Below are 17,006 nucleotides of genomic sequence, written 5' to 3' on the forward strand. Positions count from 1 at the left end.
TCCAACTCAAAGATAATTTGAGATCCGAAATTTACGCGCTGTTTTTACGCTTTCTTTTAACGTTTAGGACGCTAATGGTTTTGTATGTTTAAATTTTTGATTTCATTATTCATGCTAAATACTTTTCAAATTATATGCAAAATGATTTAATAAGACAAAATGACTTGTTTTTGAAAAACATCACTGTCAAAAAGTCTGTAAATTAAATTTAGTGCATAAAAAATCCTGAAAAATTGACTTTTCAGGATTTGAATTTATTTTAGAATAATCTAAAAATCTATTTTATTTAAAAATATCATCCAAAACTTTTGCTAAACGAATTCCACCTTTTAATAATTGATCTTCTATGATAAATTTGTTATCAAAATGGTAACGGTATCCTAATTTATCGTCCATTTTTACACCTGCGTAAATATTGTTTGCAAGAATGTAAGAACCATAAATCCAGTCTGCATAAGTGCCTTCTTTCATTTGAATTTGACGCTCTTTTGAAGCAATATCTAACAAATTTGAATATTCTGTGTACGAATAGTTTTCGTAATCAACTAATTTAGAATCCCAAACCGTGTGGATATTTACTTTATCACGGAACCATTCTACTTTGATTCGATTTCCTCCCAAATCATCTGGACGCCCCACATGAAGTGGTTGATGCGCATCCCCAAGAATGTGAATTAAAAAGTATAAATTATGTTGTTTTTCCTCAATCGTAAGATTTTGATTGTTTTTTAATTCGTTGATTAAAAACAACCCTTTTTTGTACATATTTTCATCCGACGTTTGCTCTAAAGCAACATCAAATTGTTGACGATTTAAATTTCCAGGAATGTTAACATAGTGATAAGAATCTGCATGTTTCCAAGTAGTATCAGATTTAATAAAATCTGGCCAGTTCGCCCAATATGCTAACTTTTGAGGGCCAATAATTTTAGTGATTTCTTTACGAGTTTTCTTGCTAATATGTTGTTCTGCAATTTGAGAAACTACTCGGTGACCTGTTAATCCCCAAGCTAAAGCACTTTCTGAAGCTAAAAAAGCACCTAAAAGCATTACGCTTCCTATTATTTTTTTCATTGTGTGAGCTCGAATTTTTGCAAAGATAAGGAAAGTTAAGCAAGTTGAAATGTGATTTTTAATTGCAAATGAAGTGATAGAGGTTTTACTGAATAGAATAAAACATTTAAATTTTTATTCTAAAAAAATCAATTAGAAAAGAATGTAAAAAAACTTAAAAAAAATATTTTTATATCAATCCTTGATAAATAGACCGATTGTTGTGGTTTATATATATAATACTAAAAATAATTCAGTACTTTGTTTTGCATAATACTGAAACTTTTATATATATTTGTATAACAAAATAAAACAAGCCGTTCTTATGAATATAGAGAAAACAAAAGTTCAGATGCGAAAAGGTGTACTGGAATATTGTATTCTCAGCATTATTAAAAAAGGTGATGCTTATGCATCTGATATCATAGACGAATTGAAAAAAGCAGAGATGATTGTTGTTGAAGGAACATTATATCCGCTTTTAACAAGATTAAAAAATGATGACCTTTTACAATATCGTTGGGAAGAATCAACCTCAGGACCACCTCGCAAATATTATGCACTTACAGAGTTAGGTGAAGAATTTTTAAAAGAATTAGCTGCTACTTGGGAACAGTTAATCGAAGCCGTGAATAAAGTAACCACAGAAACGCACAAAAATGGATAAGACAGTATCAATAAGTATAGGAGGATTTTCTTTCGTGTTAGACGAAATCGCCTATAATAAATTAAAAACCTATTTACAGGATGTAAAAACTTCGTTGAGAGGAACAGAAGGTATTGAAGATATTATTGAAGATGTAGAAATCCGTATTGCTGAATTGTTTCGCGAACGATTAAAATTTAGAGAAGTCGTGAACGAGGATGATATTAATTTTGTGATTGCAACGATGGGGCATCCAGATCAATATAAAGTAGAGGATGAAGATGGTGAAACGACGTCATCAACAAATTCTTCTTACACTTCATCATCAAATAACCAATCGTATGGAGGACAACAAACAGGAGCAAAACGTTTGTACCGTGACCCAGATGATACAATTGTAACAGGATTATCTGCTGGTTTGGCACATTATATGGGCGTAGATCCTTGGTTTGTGCGAGCTATTTGGTTAGTTCTACTTGTATTAGGCGTAGCAACACTTGGTGTTTCTTTCTGGTTAGTAGTTTTCTGTTATTTTATCTTATTAATTTTTGTACCGAAAGCAAAAACGACATCAGAAAAGTTGCAGATGTACGGTCAACCAGCAAACATCGATACCTTAAAAAAAAACGTAGAACAAGCCAGTGAAACGGTTGTTAGCGGAGGTAAAGAATTAAGTAATAAATTAGGTGGAGTCTTTGGTGTTTTTGGTCGACTATTACTTTGGTTTATTGGATTTATTATACTGAGTTCGGGAATTGGATTCATCATAGGTGGATTTGCCTTGTTTTTCACGACGTGGACAGAAATGCCTACTGAATTATTCGGTTATCTTGTAGAAGAGGAATGGATGAGTATGATTGCCAAAGTATTTGGAGGAATATTGATGGTAATTCCAGGTGTTTTATTGACAATTTTAGGCGTAAAATGTTTTTGGAATCGTGTAACAGTGAGCAAAGCCGTTATTTTTGGATCAATCGCTCTTTGGTTCGTTGCCTTATTTGCTATCATCGGAATTTCGATAAGTACCGCAAGTAAATTCAGAAATTCTGTTGAAATGACTGAAGATAAAGTACTAAATATTCCTTCAGATACGCTTCAAATAGAATTTATGAATAGAGAAGAAGGGAATTATAGATACAGTGGTTTCAATGATTTAGAGCAATTAATTGATGAAGAAGGTAATTTAGTTATTCCAATTTACAAAACTTTTGACATCGAAGAGAGCAGTGACAATAATGTACATTTAGAAATTCGCTATTCATCGAAAGGAGGAAGTAAAGAGGAAGCAAAACGTAATTTAGAATCAATTAAATACAATTATCAATTAGAAGGAAACAAATTGAATTTAGATAAATTTGTTAAAATTCCAAAAAATGGTAAATTCAGAGAACAAACAGTTGATATTAAAATTCATGTACCGAAAAATAAAGTATTATTTGTTAGAAAATCAAATTCGGTAAATATCAAATATGGACAATACGATACCGATTATATTAGAGATGTTAATAATAATTATTTTGCATTTAATGGAAAAAAAATCGTATGTTTGAATTGTCAAAAGGATACAGATTCTGAAGATGATAACTTCGAAGGAGATGTAAACATACATGTAAATGACGGAAACGATTCGGCGAGAGTTAGAATCGATAAAAATGGTATTCGTGTTGAAAGTAATGAAGGATCTGTAGGATTAAATTTACCAAGAACCGAAAACAAAAAAGAAAAATCAAACCAAGAAATAAACTACAAAGATGATACAGATTCTATTAACATTAACTACAGAAATCATTCAAATAATCGTTGATTTCTTTGCATAGACCCAAGAAGAATTTTAATTTATACTATACAAAAAAGAGATATTTCAAACGAAATGTCTCTTTTTATTTTCGTTACATTTACAAATATCCGTTTTGAGTTTTGTATGTTTGTATAGGTTTAATGTACCATATTTATGAAAAAAAAATTAGGTAAATTATTGTATACGTTAGAAGGTTGGAAATTAGACAATCATCTGGATTTATCAAAGGTAGATAAATGCGTTTTGGTTTGTGCGCCACATACTTCTAATTGGGATTTTTACTATACGATTTTAGCTTTTTGGCAAATGGGAATTCCAATGAAAATGTTTATCAAAGATGCTTGGACAAAGCCTTGGTATGGTTATTTTATCAAACAAATGGGAGGAATCGGAATCGATCGTTCACAACGACATAATATGGTTGATTTTGCATCAGATATTTTAAAAAAAGCAGATAAATTATACTTAATCAATACGCCAGAAGGTACGCGTTCACGTGCAGAAAAGTGGAAAAATGGTTTCTTTTATATTGCGCAGAAAGCTGATGTTCCGATTGTTTTAGCATATTGTGACTTTAAGAAAAAGCGAGCTGGAATTTCAAAAATTGTAGAAACAGAAAATAAATCTTTGAATGATGTGATGGATGAAATTCAAGATTTTTACAAAGATGTAACAGCAAAACATCCCGAACTTTATAACCCAAAAATACATTAGATGATGAACGAACAAGATAGTTTAAGAAAATTTCAAGCTATGTCAAAAAACACATTACTTGAAACATTAGATATTGAATTTACAGCAGTTGGAGAAGATTTTTTAGCTGGAAAAATGCCTGTTACACCGAAAGTTCATCAACCTTTTGGATTATTGCATGGTGGCGCATCAATTGTTTTAGCTGAAACTTTAGGCAGTACCTTATCCAATATAATTTTAGCATCTGATGATTACGTTGCTGTAGGGCAACATGTTGATGCAAATCATCTTCGACCAAAAAAAGAGGGGACAATTTTTGGACATGCAACAGTCGTAAAAAGAGGTCGTACATCTCATTTGATTAAGATTGAAATCAAAGATGAAAACGATAAATTAATTTGTTATACTCATTTAACTAACGCCATTATTTCTAAAAAACATGTTTAAAAAATTTCAAGAGAAACTTGAAAGATTAATTCAGAATCAAAAACCGTTTATACTTTTCAGAAAACCAAATACGACACAAGTCGAGTTATGGGAGAATAAAGCTATTGTAACAGATAATCAATTTATTTGCAATAGTTTCGATAATTCAAAATTAATTGAATTTAATGATGATGAGGTTCAAGTAATACCAATTGATCAATTACCAAATTTTGAACTTTCTTTACCAGAATCTGATCAAAATGAAGAGATTTCGTACGAAAATTACATTAATTTAATTCAAAAAACTGTTCAAGAGTTACGCAGTGAGTCGGCAACAAAAAAAATTGTAATTAGTCGAATCAATTCACTTGCAAAAACAGCAGTTAATTTAGCCGAAACATTCAAAAACTTACACCAACATTATCCAAATGCCTATCTATATTTGCGTTATGATGTTAAAGAAGGATGTTGGATTGGTGCGTCTCCAGAGCTCTTATTGAAAGAAAGTAATCAATTCATCGAAACAGTTTCTTTGGCAGGTACAAAGGCGAAAGAAGATGATTGGACGGAAAAAGAATACCATGAACAACAAGTTGTTACCGATTATATTGCTTCAACTTTAAAACCTTATACTGCTTATATTGATGTGGATGGTCCGTTTTCGGTAAATGCTGGTTTTTTTGAACATTTGAAATCGTATATTTCAGCTCAATTAAACGATAAAACAAAGCTTTACGATTTATTGAAAGCCTTGCATCCAACGCCTGCTGTTGGTGGAATGCCAAAAGATTTATCGAAAGATTTTATCTTAAAAAATGAAGGATATGATCGCTCTTTTTATGCAGGTTTTATGGGGTATCAAAATAAAATAGCATCTGAATATTTTGTGAATCTTCGTTGTGCAAAAATCTATTCGAATAAAGTGAATTTGTATGTCGGAGGTGGAATTATGCCAGATTCTGTACCTGAAAAGGAATGGCATGAGACAGAATTGAAATCCAAAACAATAGGTGAGTTATTAATTTATTCAACATAAATTAACTTAATCAATAGTTTTACTAAAAGAGTCTAAATTGTAAGAAAAGTCTTATTTTCGAAAAGTTAAAAATTAAAATAAAATACAAAATATAATGGCAACAATAAATTGGCAAACGGTAAAAGAATATGAAGATATCACGTTTAAGAAATGTGATGGTGTAATGCGTATTGCTTTTAATCGTCCTGAAGTTCGTAATGCGTTTCGTCCAAAAACAGTTTTCGAATTGTTAGACGCTTTTCAATTAGCAGAAGAAGATCGAGAAGTTGGTGTAATTCTATTAACAGGAGAAGGACCATCTGCAAAAGACGGTGGTTGGGCTTTTTGTTCGGGAGGAGATCAACGCGTTCGTGGAGCAAAAGGCTACGAAGGACAAGATGGTGTTGGTCGTTTGAATATTTTAGAAGTTCAACGTTTGATTCGTTTTTCAACTAAAGTTGTAGTAGCTGTGGTTAACGGTTGGGCAGTTGGTGGAGGACATTCTTTACACGTTGTTTGCGACATGACATTAGCTTCTAAGGAGCATGCAATTTTCAAACAGACAGATGCCGATGTTGCGTCTTTTGATGGAGGTTATGGTTCGGCTTATTTGGCAAAACAAGTTGGTCAAAAACGTGCGCGAGAGATTTTCTTTTTAGGATTGAATTACTCTGCTCAAGAGGCTTATGAGATGGGAATGGTGAACTTGGTTGTTCCTCATGATGAATTAGAACAAGTAGCTTTTGATTGGGCACAAGAAATTTTAACAAAATCTCCTACAGCAATCAAAATGTTGAAATACGCGTTCAATTTAGTGGATGATGGATTGGTTGGTCAACAAATATTTGCTGGTGAAACAACTCGTTTTGCTTACGGAACAGAAGAAGCTGTAGAGGGTAGAAATGCGTTCTTAGAAAAACGTAAACGAGATTTTTCTAAATTTCGTTAATTTAATTTTACACCATATTTATGAGAGCGATACTTTGAGTATCGCTTTTTTAAATTAATTTATAATTTAACAATAAACTTTTAGTGATTTTTGAATAGAATTAATGGAAGTTTGGTTTAATATTGGAACAAATTAATTTTCCAAAATCAATTTATTTTATTTTAAAATCAATGTACATCTAAGGTTTAAAATTCAATTCGTAAAATGACATCAGAGGAGAAAATTCCACCTATTTGGAAAAATAAAGAATTTGTTCCATTTATATTTTTAAACTGTACTTTTTTTGGGGGAGCTTACACATTGATTTATGATGGAAAAGGAGCTGTAAAATTGATTCATTAATTTTTTAAAGTGTCAAACTTTCCAAATCATCAATTGTTCCGTTATAGATATTGACATCTACTTTATATCGTTTAACACCTTCTATAGTTGCTTTTTCCGTAAACTGCCAAAAATTCCAATGACCTTTCATTTCCTGTACCCAAAAATTGTAATTGGCAATCCAAATGATATGGCCATCAAAATGATTTTGTAAATAATCTTCAAAATATTTGTCAGAGGTATATATTATAGGTTTGATATCGTAATGCTCTTCCACAATTTTGCACCAATTCTTGATTCCTTCTACCAAACGTTCCATCGATTGCGTTTTTGGTAAGGTTTCGATGTCGAGAACTGGAGGTAAATCACCTTTTTTTAATTTTACTATATTGATAAAATTTTGAGCTTGTAAAGTCGAATTCTCATCAGGTCGATAAAAATGATAAGCACCTCGCAAAATATTATTTTCTTTTGCTTCTTTCCAATTTTCCTCAAACCTAATATCAACAGACGATGTTCCCATAGTAGATCGGATAAAAGCAAAATTAATGGGGTACAATTTGTAGATAGTATGCATTTTCGTCCAATCAATTTTACCTTGATATTGGGACACATCCACGCCAAACGTTTTGAGATAATATTTGTCCATCACCTCAATATTTCTGATGTCATATTTCGTTACTTTTTCATCAGTAATTTTTTCACCTTTCAATGATTTTTCTACAATTGTAAAGTAATAATGAATTCCATGGCGGTAACGATACGTAAAATAAAGTACACACAAAATAACAAACGCAATAAAATAGGTCGAAGGTTTTATCTTCTTGTAAAAAGGTTGTTGTTTTATTTTTTTACGAGGCATTTTAGTAGATGAAATAGAAATTATCTATGCAATATTAGTTCAATTTTCGATGATAAAAAAAGTAAAATCTTCATTATCTTTGTTCGGTATGAAAAAATGGATATTAGCCGCAAGGCTTCGCACTTTACCACTTTCGTTGAGTGGATTATTGTTAGCTGGATTTATTGCAAAATCAGAAGGAATCTTCCGAAATGATATATTTTTCTTATCACTTTTAACAACTTTAGCTTTCCAAATATTGTCAAATTTTGCCAACGATTATGGTGATGCTGTAAAAGGAACAGATGCAAATAGAGTAGGAGAGCAACGTGCAGTTGCTTCTGGTTTGATTACTCAAAAACAAATGAAAACTGCCATAGGTATCATGGTTGTCATTTCTTTGATTTGCGTTGCTACATTATTGTATGTGTCTTTTTATCCTCATGACATGAAGTATATTTATATATTTCTTGGATTAGGGGTAGCTTCTATTTTTGCAGCAATGGCTTATACAATGGGAAAAAAACCTTATGGATATATTGGTTTAGGAGATATTTTTGTCTTTTTATTCTTTGGAATTTTAGCTGTCGTTGGAGGTGAATTTTTATATTCAAAAGTATTTCAATGGCAAATTTTGTTACCAGCTGCATCAATGGGATGTTGGAGTGTAGCAGTGTTGAATTTGAATAATATGCGCGATGTCAAAAATGATGTCAAAAATAATAAAATCACTATTGCATCAAAGCTTGGATTTCAGAATAGTAAGTATTATCAAATGGCTTTAATGACAATTCCTTTTGTTTTGAGTACCCTTTATGTAACGATGATTCCAGCAAAATCAGGAAAGTTATCAGGATTAGTATTTCTAATTTTAATCTTCTTTGCAAATGCTATTCGTCGTCAAATTTTTGCTGTAAAAGATCCAAAAGATTATGATCCGTTCTTGAAACAAGTCGCAATGTTAGCTTTATTCTTTGCTGTTTTATTGGGATATAGCTTAATTGGATTTGACTTTATCGATACTTTAACGCGTTAATCACAAAATAATATACAATGAAAATTCAATACTTAGGTCATGCTTCTTTGGCTATCGAAGCAAATGGTAAACACATTGTTGTTGATCCGTTTATTACTCCAAATGAATTAGCTAAACATATCGATTTCGAAAGTTTAAAAGCTGACTATATCGTTTTAACACATGCACATCAAGATCATGTGTATGATGTAGAAGAATTGGCAAAACGAACAGGAGCGTTAATTATTTCGAATGCTGAAATCGCTGGTTATTATGCAGCAAAAGGTTTGAATTCGCACGGAATGAATACAGGTGGGAAATTTAATTTTGATTTTGGATCAATTCAATCTACTATTGCTTTTCATTCGAGTTCTTTCGCAGATGGAACGTACGGTGGTGATCCAAATGGTTATATTATCGAGAGTGAAGGAAAGCGTATTTACATCGCAGGAGACACCGCTTTGACGTATGAAATGAAACTGATTCCCGATACAATTGGTCAATTAGATTTAGCCATTTTACCAATAGGGGATAATTTTACAATGGGTGCTAAAAGCGCTTCAATTGCGGCAGAATATGTTCAAGCAACTAAAGTTTTAGGTTATCATTATGATACATTTCCTCCAATAAAAATTGATAAAGCTGAAGCTAAATCAATATTCTTTTCACGTCATATTCAATTGATTTTATTAGAAATCGGGGAAGATTTAACCGTTTAGAAAAAAATATTATCTATAAATAAAAGCTCGTCCGAGGACGAGCTTTTATTTTTTTATGGAACAAGTTCATTAAAATTTATAAACAATTGCATTTACATTCATCCCTGCACCAACAGATGCAAATAGAACAATATCGCCTTTGTTTATTTGATGTGAAGATAATTCACCATTCAGAATCATTTTTAATAAGATAGGAATTGTGGCAACACTACTATTTCCTAATTTATCAATAACCATAGGCATTATATTCTCAGGAACAGGTTGTTCATACAAATCAAAAAATCTCTTTACAATAGCTTCATCCATTTTTTCATTTGCTTGATGAATAATGATTTTATTTAATTGTGAAATCGTATATCCACTTTCATCAAAACATTTTTTCATCGCGTCAGGAACATTCGATAAAGCAAACTCATATATCTTTCGTCCAATCATTTTTATATACTTGACATCTGGACAAGTTTCTGTGTTATAAGATTTTCCAAAAAATAGATAATCTTTTTCAGTTAAAGTGAATGAAGCTGAAAGATGTGATTTTAAACCTTCGTCATCATGATTATTTATTTCCAATATTGCAGCACCAGCACCATCTGCATAAATCATGCTGTCTCTATCATGGATATCAACAACCCTCGATAAGGTTTCTGCGCCAATAACCAAACATCTTTTTGCAATTCCAGCTTTAATAAAGGCATTCGCCTGTATCATACCTTCTAGCCATCCTGGGCAACCAAAAAGTACATCATAAGCAACGCAATAATTATTTTTGATTTGCAATTGATGTTTAACTCGTGAAGCTAAGCTTGGAACTGAATCTGATTGAATTGTACCTGAAATTACATCTCCAAAATTGTGTGCAAAAATGATATAATCTAATGTTTCTGGATCTATTCCCGAGTTTTCTATCGCCTGTTTAGCGGCAATGAAACCTAAATCTGATGTAACTTGATTATTGTTGGCATACCGTCTTTCTTCTATACCTGTTATAGATTTTAATTTTTCTGCAATGATGGTATTATTTTGTTTTAATGCAACTCCTTTTTCATCAAGAAAGTTATGTTGAGCAAAAAATAAATTTGTGATTGTTTCGGAGGGAATGTAGTTACCTACACCAATTATTTTACTTGTCATTTAATCTGTCTAACTAAATTTAGAACTCTTCTTCAGTAAAAAGCTTTTTTATTTAATTAAGTATTAAAGGTAGTGTAAATCTTATGACATATATAAATATTTTAATTTTTGTTTAAAAAAATGAAATATTCATAAAGCAAATAAAGATTTTTTATTAATCAGTACAGAAAGTGAATATTATATTATAAATTAATAAAACATTTTAAAAATCTTTAACTTAGACTTCTGTCGATTTTTTTTAAATTTGTTAAAAATAATACACAATGAAATACTTATTCATCGGATTTTTAGGATTGTTTATAGCTTGTAATGCGCAAGAAACAAAGAAATCAGTTTCTAAAAAACAATCCATTCAACAAACCACAAAAACACCACAAAAAATGAATAAAATTTACGATTATACATTTAAGGATATCAATGATGAAGATTTTAATTTCGCTGATTTAAAAGGTAAAAAAATCTTGATTTTGAACACAGCTTCAAAATGTGGTTATACACCTCAATATGATGCATTAGAAAAATTGTACCAAGAATACAAAGATCAAGGTTTGGTTGTTGTAGGATTTCCATCAGATAATTTTGGTGGACAGGAATTTGATAATAACGAAGAAATAGCTAATTTTTGTAAATTAAATTATGGCGTTACATTTCCTTTGATGTCGAAAAGTGATGTCATTGGAAAAAATCAAAATGAAATTTTCAAATTCTTAACAAAAAAATCATTGAATGGTAAATCTGACCATGAAGTGAAATGGAATTTTACAAAATTTTTGATTAATGAAGATGGAACGTTAGAAACTGCTTATTCATCAAAAGTAAAACCGGATGACAAACAAATAATAGATTGGTTAAATAAATAGTAAATGAAGTTAGATATTCTTGCAATTGGAGCACATCCTGATGATGTAGAATTGGGATGCGGTGGAACACTTGCAAAAGAAATTAGAAACGGTAAAACAGTCGGAATTCTCGATTTAACGAAAGGAGAATTAGGGACTCGTGGTACTGATGAAACTCGTCGTGTAGAAGCAAATGATGCCAAAGATATTTTGGGTGTGGTTGTAAGAGAAAACCTTGGGATTGCAGATGGTTTTTTCTTGAATGACAAAGAGAATCAATTGAAAATTGTAGATGTTATTCGTAAATATCAACCTGATATTATTTTGAGTAATGCACCGCATGACAGACATCCAGATCATGGAAAAGGATCAGATTTAGTGAATACCGCTATTTTTTTATCAGGATTGCCAAAGATAGAGAATGGTTTAGCAGCTTGGCGTCCTAAGAAACACTTTCATTATATTCAATGGTTGCCATTAGAGCCTCATTTTGTAGTGGATATTTCAGGTTTTATAGATACGAAAGTAGAAGCTTGTATGGCTTATAAAACACAATTCTTTGATCCAAATTCGAGCGAACCACAAACGCCAATTTCATCCAAAAATTTTACAGATTCTATTCGATATCGTGCATATGATTTGGGAAGATTAATAGGAACTGAGGCAGGAGAAGGTTTTATTTCGAGAAGTTATATTGGCGTAAATAATTTAGATTCTTTAATTTAGAAATAAAGGTTAAAAAAACCTTTATTTTTTTGCGAAAATTATTTGCAAGTACCGATTAATAGGCTATATTTGCAGTCCAATTGAGGAATTAAATAACAATAATTTCACAAGGCAAATGGTGGTTGTAGCTCAGTTGGTTAGAGCGCCGGATTGTGGTTCCGGAGGTCGTGGGTTCGAGACCCATCATCCACCCAAAAAACTTTAGAATTTAGTTTTAAAATAAAATTCGTACCAAATGGTGGTTGTAGCTCAGTTGGTTAGAGCGCCGGATTGTGGTTCCGGAGGTCGTGGGTTCGAGACCCATCATCCACCCAAAAACTTTAGAATTTAGTTTTAAAATAAAAATTCGTACCAAATGGTGGTTGTAGCTCAGTTGGTTAGAGCGCCGGATTGTGGTTCCGGAGGTCGTGGGTTCGAGACCCATCATCCACCCTTATAAATCTCAATTTCGTTGGAAGTTGAGATTTTTTTATTATATAGAATTTTTCAAACTTAGCCTTTCTTTGAAAAACCATATTAAATTCTTCTTAATTTTACCAAAACATTTGAAATGAAAAAATCATCAATATTTTTAGGATTGATTGCTTTTACAGGAATTTTGAGTTCTTGTTCAACTCAAAAAGCAGTCAAAGAATCCACTCAAACTTCAACAGAAATGACAAAAGAATATGCCTATCAAACATATGCAAGTTTCCCATTAACTACAGATATATCGCATTTAACAAAAAACGAAAAAGAAATTTTACGTTTGATGTTTAAAACAGCTGATATTATGGACGATTTATTTTGGCAACAAGCATACGGTGCTAAAATAGATTTAATGGACGAAACCAAAGGAGAAGCCAAAGAATATGCAAAAATAAACTATGGCCCTTGGGATAGGTTGAATAACGAAACACCTTTTGTCAATGGAATTGGAGCAAAACCTGCAGGTGCAATGTTTTATCCTATTGATATGACGAAAGAGGAATTTGAACAGGCTAATTTGAAAGATGGTAAATCGCCCTATACAATTGTTCGTCGAAATAGAGAAGGTAAATTGTATACGATACCGTACCACGAAAATTTTAAAAATCAGTTATCTAAAGCAGCTGAATATTTAACGCAAGCTTCAGAATTAGCAGAGGATGCAGGATTAAAAAAATATTTAAAATTACGTGCTGCCGCATTGATGACAGATGATTTTTATGCAAGTGATTTGGCTTGGATGGACATGAAAAATGCCAACATTGATATGGTTGTTGGACCAATCGAAAATTATGAAGATCAATTGTTTGGTTATAAAACGTCTTATTCCGCTTATATATTGGTAAAAGACATCGAATGGTCAAAAAAATTGGCAAAATTTGTTCAATACCTACCAGAATTACAACGCAATCTACCTGTTTCTGCAAGTTATAAGAAAGAAGTTCCTGGAACAGATTCCGATCTTAATGCGTATGATGTGGTGTATTATGCTGGAGATTGTAATGCAGCAGGAAAAACAATCGCGATTAACTTACCAAATGACGAACGTGTGCAATTAGAAAAAGGAACACGTCGTTTGCAATTGAAGAATGCGATGAAAGCGAAGTTCGATAATATTTTAGTTCCAATATCTACCGCTTTAATTGATGAAAGTCAACAAAAAAATATAAAATTCGATGCGTTTTTCTCAAATGTAATGTTTCATGAAGTTGCACATGGATTAGGAATTAAAAACACAGTGAACGGAAAAGGTAGTGTTCGAGATGCATTAAAAGAAGCGAATTCGGCTTTAGAAGAAGGAAAAGCAGATATTCTTGGCTTGTATATGGTGAATCAATTGTTAAAAAAAGGAGAATTGACAGGAACTCAAGAAGATTATTTTGTGACGTTTTTGGCAGGAATTTTACGTTCTGTTCGTTTTGGTGCAAGCTCTGCTCATGGACAAGCAAATATGATTGCATTTAATTATTTTGCAGAAAATGGCGCTTTCGTGAAAACGGAGAGAGGTCGTTACAAAGTAAATGTTGTAAAAATGGAACAAGCGATGAATGGCTTATCAGAATTGATTTTGACGTTGCAAGGAAATGGTGACTACAATGGTGTTAAAAAATTATATGCTGACAAAGGAACAATTCATAGCGATTTACAACAAGATTTAGATGTTTTGAAAACAAAAAATATTCCAGTGGATGTCATATTTGAACAAGGTCCGAATATGTTAGGATTGTAAGAAGTTAAATATCAATACAAAATTTAAAAGCCACTCCAAGAGTGGCTTTTCTAATTTATTTTTTCAAAATAGATCGTTTCATTACTATCGGGATCTCCAATCATAAATTCAATTTCAAAATTAGTGAAATTTCGTTTTATTCCTTGTACACTTATTGTATCTCCACAACTAAAAGACATTGCGTTTATTTCTTCTATTTCTGGAGAAAACTCAAATTTTCCTTTTTGACAAATATTAACTTTTGGAATTCTATCATTCAAATAGAAATTCCCTTTAGAATCAAGCGTTAATCTTATCTTTTCTAAATCACTCACATCAATCGTAGAAGATTTAGAAACTTTGTAAGTACCTACAATATTTCCGTCAGTAACTTCGTAAAGCAAAGAAGGTTTAATGGAATAATAAATAAAATCCTTTTAATAATTGTTTTTTATTCATTGGATTTTTCCAAAACCCAATAATCATCATCGTTATTCCAATCAAAAAAGATAATCCTAAAATAATGATTATAAAAAAAACTGAAAGAGTAAAAGAAATATTGTCATGAATTATTTCTTCGATTCTAAAAACGTTTCAAAAGCTTTTTCAAATTCTTCTAATGTAATTAGATGTGTCATATTTGCAGCAAAAATTTGTTCGATATTTCCGTTTAGTTTTTGTAAATTTTCGACAAATTCAATCTGAAATTTTGGTTCGATGACATCATCTTGTAAACCGGTAAAAATTAAATTAGGTTGAGTTGGAACTCCGTTCAATAATTGTTCTGGAAGAAACGGTTTCAATCGTTCTACGGCAATTACAGCAGGATTGAACATTAATACAGGAATATTTAATACCAGTCCCAAATAATAACTTATCATTCCGCCAAGACTTGTTCCTGCAATAAATTCGATCGGTTCTTTTTTGAATTGAGCAATTAAATCTTGCACTAAAGTTGTTGCATTATCATAATCAATAGATGGTGCAAAGCAATCGCCTAATGAGTCTAAATATGCTCTTTTTTCATCTGTTACAGATCCTTGGTAGCCGTGTAAGTATGCAAATTTCATTTGTTTTATATTTTATAATGTCAAACTTTACTTCGATAAACTCAGTAACCAAGAGTTAAATCTGACGTTGTAAAAATACAAAATAAATACACGTTCAAATGTATTTTAAGATCGTTACGTTTTTATTTTTTTTTGAATGAATTAGTTAATTCACTAACTTAATTGTAAATTAGTAGTAAATAAAGTGCTTACAGTTTATATTTTTTATTAATTATATAATTATGAACGATACAAGTTTAAAACATGTCAATTCTAAACTAAAAAAACTTCCTGATTATTTTTTGGAAGAGAAAAAAAATTTGAATTAACAAAAGAACAAGAAAAGATATTAGATCAACGCTTAGAAGAACCTAAGGAGAACTTTTTGTATGCAAAAGATGTTATGAAAGAATTGCGAAAAAAATATGAATTATAATATTCGCATTTCTCCTGAAGCTGTATAGGATATCGACCAAGCTTTTGCTTATTATTCTGAGTTTTCTATTTCTGCTGTAAAGTCTTTTGAAGCTGAGTTAGCAAATGTTTTTGAAGCTTTAGAAACAAACCCTTTTTACCAATTGAGGTATAAAAATTTACATGGAAAACCCTTCAAATCTTTACCTTATTTGTAATCTTCCCTAAAAAACGGAACGTTTAAAAATATAGTTTATTAACTTAGGGATAATTATGAAACAAAGCAATTTTACAGAAGTTCAGATCGTAAAGATTTTATCTGAACAAAATTAGGGCAAAACAGTCAATGAAATTTGTCATGAACATGGAATAAGTCAACCCACTTTTTATAAATGGAAGCCCATCAATTAGCTCAATTAAAGGAACTAGAGAAGCAATTGTCTCAATATAAAAAATTGTAGCAGAGCTTACTTTAGAAAACGTAGTTTTAAAAGATGTTATCAAAAAAAAGCTATAACGCCTTGTGAAAAACGAGAATTGGTGTTGTATTCAAAAGCAAAATATTAACTAAGTTCTCGCAGGGGTTGTCGTCTATTTAGTTTAAGAACGTCCGTTTTTTATTATCAAAAAGTCTGTAAAAATGAAGATGATAAAATATGTTTTCAATTGATAGCTCTATCCAACGAGCATCAAACTTGGGGCTTTTGGATGATGTATTATCGTTTACGAAATTTAGGCTTAACTTGGAACCATAAACGCGTTTATCGTGTTTACAAAATGATGCGTTTAAATTTGAGAAATAAACGCAAGAAACGATTATCAGCACGGGTAAAAGATCCACTTTTGCGCCCGATTAATCATAACATTACGTGGAGCATTGATTTTAAGCAGGATGCTTTGCAGAATGGTAAAAAAGTGCGTTCATTGAATATTTTGGATGATTTTAACCGAGAAATTTTAGCCATCGCCGTTGATACGAGTTTGCCTTCTGGACGAGTAGTAAGAGAGCTTGAGAATTTAATTCAATGGAGAGGAAAACCAGAGCGAATAAGAGTCGATAATGGACCAGAATTTATTGCAAACGCTCTAAAAGATTGGTGTCATAATCAGTCTATTGAATTGAATTGATTTATATTCAGCCTGGTCAACCGACGCAAAATAGTTTGATCGAACGTTTTAATCGTACATTTAGACA

19 protein-coding genes, 3 tRNA genes and 1 pseudogene are annotated in these 17,006 nt (G+C 31.5%); 18 read left to right on the forward strand and 5 right to left on the reverse strand.

What is annotated here, in order from left to right; genetic code table 11:
- Positions 1–282 precede the first annotated feature (282 nt).
- Positions 283–1,074, reverse strand: coding sequence for a S1/P1 nuclease (locus tag IF125_RS13290; RefSeq protein ID WP_225539262.1), 792 nt, complete (start codon positions 1,072–1,074; stop codon positions 283–285).
- A gap of 304 nt (positions 1,075–1,378) precedes the next feature.
- On the opposite strand from IF125_RS13290, the gene IF125_RS13295 reads away from it, so the two are divergent.
- The 7 genes from IF125_RS13295 (at position 1,379) to IF125_RS13325 (ending at position 6,922) form a co-directional block, all read left to right on the forward strand.
- A complete protein-coding gene (locus IF125_RS13295) occupies positions 1,379–1,720 on the forward strand; it encodes a PadR family transcriptional regulator (protein ID WP_225542811.1) in 342 nt (113 codons plus the stop codon).
- On the forward strand, positions 1,713–3,503 hold the full coding sequence (locus IF125_RS13300; RefSeq protein ID WP_225542812.1) for a PspC domain-containing protein: 1,791 nt from the start codon (positions 1,713–1,715) through the stop codon (positions 3,501–3,503). Before IF125_RS13295 ends, IF125_RS13300 begins: the two co-directional genes overlap by 8 nt.
- Positions 3,504–3,650: 147 nt before the next feature.
- On the forward strand, positions 3,651–4,211 hold the full coding sequence (locus tag IF125_RS13305; RefSeq protein ID WP_225542813.1) for a 1-acyl-sn-glycerol-3-phosphate acyltransferase: 561 nt from the start codon (positions 3,651–3,653) through the stop codon (positions 4,209–4,211).
- Positions 4,212–4,637, forward strand: a complete 426-nt coding sequence (locus tag IF125_RS13310; protein ID WP_225542814.1) for a PaaI family thioesterase — start codon at positions 4,212–4,214, stop codon at positions 4,635–4,637.
- A complete protein-coding gene (locus IF125_RS13315) occupies positions 4,630–5,652 on the forward strand; it encodes an isochorismate synthase (protein WP_225542815.1) in 1,023 nt (340 codons plus the stop codon). The genes IF125_RS13310 and IF125_RS13315 overlap by 8 nt, the downstream gene beginning before the upstream one ends.
- A gap of 94 nt (positions 5,653–5,746) precedes the next feature.
- Positions 5,747–6,580, forward strand: coding sequence for a 1,4-dihydroxy-2-naphthoyl-CoA synthase (locus IF125_RS13320; protein ID WP_171623108.1), 834 nt, complete (start codon positions 5,747–5,749; stop codon positions 6,578–6,580).
- A gap of 204 nt (positions 6,581–6,784) precedes the next feature.
- A complete protein-coding gene (locus IF125_RS13325; protein WP_225542816.1) occupies positions 6,785–6,922 on the forward strand; it encodes a hypothetical protein in 138 nt (45 codons plus the stop codon).
- 4 nt (positions 6,923–6,926) lie between these two features.
- Here the strand turns inward: IF125_RS13325 and IF125_RS13330 are convergent, their stop codons facing one another.
- Positions 6,927–7,763: a glycoside hydrolase family 25 protein gene (locus tag IF125_RS13330; protein WP_225542817.1), complete on the reverse strand. Its 837-nt coding sequence runs from the start codon at positions 7,761–7,763 to the stop codon at positions 6,927–6,929.
- A gap of 88 nt (positions 7,764–7,851) precedes the next feature.
- On the opposite strand from IF125_RS13330, the gene menA reads away from it, so the two are divergent.
- On the forward strand, positions 7,852–8,778 hold the full coding sequence (gene menA / locus IF125_RS13335) for a 1,4-dihydroxy-2-naphthoate octaprenyltransferase (RefSeq protein WP_225542818.1): 927 nt from the start codon (positions 7,852–7,854) through the stop codon (positions 8,776–8,778).
- A gap of 17 nt (positions 8,779–8,795) precedes the next feature.
- Positions 8,796–9,476: a metal-dependent hydrolase gene (locus IF125_RS13340; protein ID WP_171624000.1), complete on the forward strand. Its 681-nt coding sequence runs from the start codon at positions 8,796–8,798 to the stop codon at positions 9,474–9,476.
- 69 nt (positions 9,477–9,545) lie between these two features.
- Here the strand turns inward: IF125_RS13340 and IF125_RS13345 are convergent, their stop codons facing one another.
- Positions 9,546–10,607, reverse strand: a complete 1,062-nt coding sequence (locus tag IF125_RS13345; RefSeq protein ID WP_225542819.1) for a 3-oxoacyl-ACP synthase III family protein — start codon at positions 10,605–10,607, stop codon at positions 9,546–9,548.
- Between the two features lie 263 nt (positions 10,608–10,870).
- Here IF125_RS13345 and IF125_RS13350 point away from each other — a divergent pair, with 263 nt between their 5' ends.
- The 6 genes from IF125_RS13350 (at position 10,871) to IF125_RS13375 (ending at position 14,369) form a co-directional block, all read left to right on the forward strand.
- A complete protein-coding gene (locus tag IF125_RS13350) occupies positions 10,871–11,467 on the forward strand; it encodes a glutathione peroxidase (protein ID WP_171624002.1) in 597 nt (198 codons plus the stop codon).
- A 3-nt stretch (positions 11,468–11,470) separates the two neighbouring features.
- Positions 11,471–12,172 carry a bacillithiol biosynthesis deacetylase BshB1 gene (gene bshB1 / locus IF125_RS13355; protein ID WP_171624003.1) on the forward strand — a complete coding sequence of 234 codons (702 nt, stop codon included), beginning with the start codon at positions 11,471–11,473 and terminating at the stop codon, positions 12,170–12,172.
- A 118-nt stretch (positions 12,173–12,290) separates the two neighbouring features.
- Positions 12,291–12,364 (forward strand) — tRNA-His (locus tag IF125_RS13360).
- Between the two features lie 46 nt (positions 12,365–12,410).
- A tRNA-His gene (locus IF125_RS13365) sits at positions 12,411–12,484 on the forward strand.
- A gap of 46 nt (positions 12,485–12,530) precedes the next feature.
- Positions 12,531–12,604: transfer RNA gene (locus tag IF125_RS13370), tRNA-His, on the forward strand.
- Positions 12,605–12,722: 118 nt separating this feature from the next.
- Entirely contained in the window at positions 12,723–14,369 is a 1,647-nt protein-coding gene (locus tag IF125_RS13375) for a dipeptidyl-peptidase 3 family protein (RefSeq protein WP_171622260.1), read from the forward strand.
- Positions 14,370–14,419: 50 nt separating this feature from the next.
- On the opposite strand, the gene IF125_RS13380 is transcribed toward IF125_RS13375, so the two are convergent.
- Complete coding sequence (locus tag IF125_RS13380; protein ID WP_171622261.1) at positions 14,420–14,752, reverse strand: hypothetical protein; 333 nt, start codon at positions 14,750–14,752, stop codon at positions 14,420–14,422.
- Positions 14,753–14,917: 165 nt separating this feature from the next.
- Positions 14,918–15,418: a YqiA/YcfP family alpha/beta fold hydrolase gene (locus tag IF125_RS13385; RefSeq protein WP_225542820.1), complete on the reverse strand. Its 501-nt coding sequence runs from the start codon at positions 15,416–15,418 to the stop codon at positions 14,918–14,920.
- Positions 15,419–16,150: 732 nt separating this feature from the next.
- On the opposite strand from IF125_RS13385, the pseudogene IF125_RS14370 reads away from it, so the two are divergent.
- From IF125_RS14370 to IF125_RS14375, 3 genes and pseudogenes are all read left to right on the forward strand, one after another.
- Positions 16,151–16,222, forward strand: a pseudogene (locus IF125_RS14370) (hypothetical protein); the annotation flags it as partial.
- 255 nt (positions 16,223–16,477) lie between these two features.
- Entirely contained in the window at positions 16,478–16,939 is a 462-nt protein-coding gene (locus IF125_RS13390) for a DDE-type integrase/transposase/recombinase (protein ID WP_225542821.1), read from the forward strand.
- Positions 16,936–17,006: transposase (locus tag IF125_RS14375; protein WP_225542822.1), on the forward strand; the 71-nt coding region annotated here is incomplete at its 3' end. The genes IF125_RS13390 and IF125_RS14375, both read left to right, overlap by 4 nt.

This window comes from Empedobacter stercoris, from assembly GCF_020281205.1.
Classification (GTDB): Bacteria; Bacteroidota; Bacteroidia; order Flavobacteriales; family Weeksellaceae; genus Empedobacter; species Empedobacter stercoris.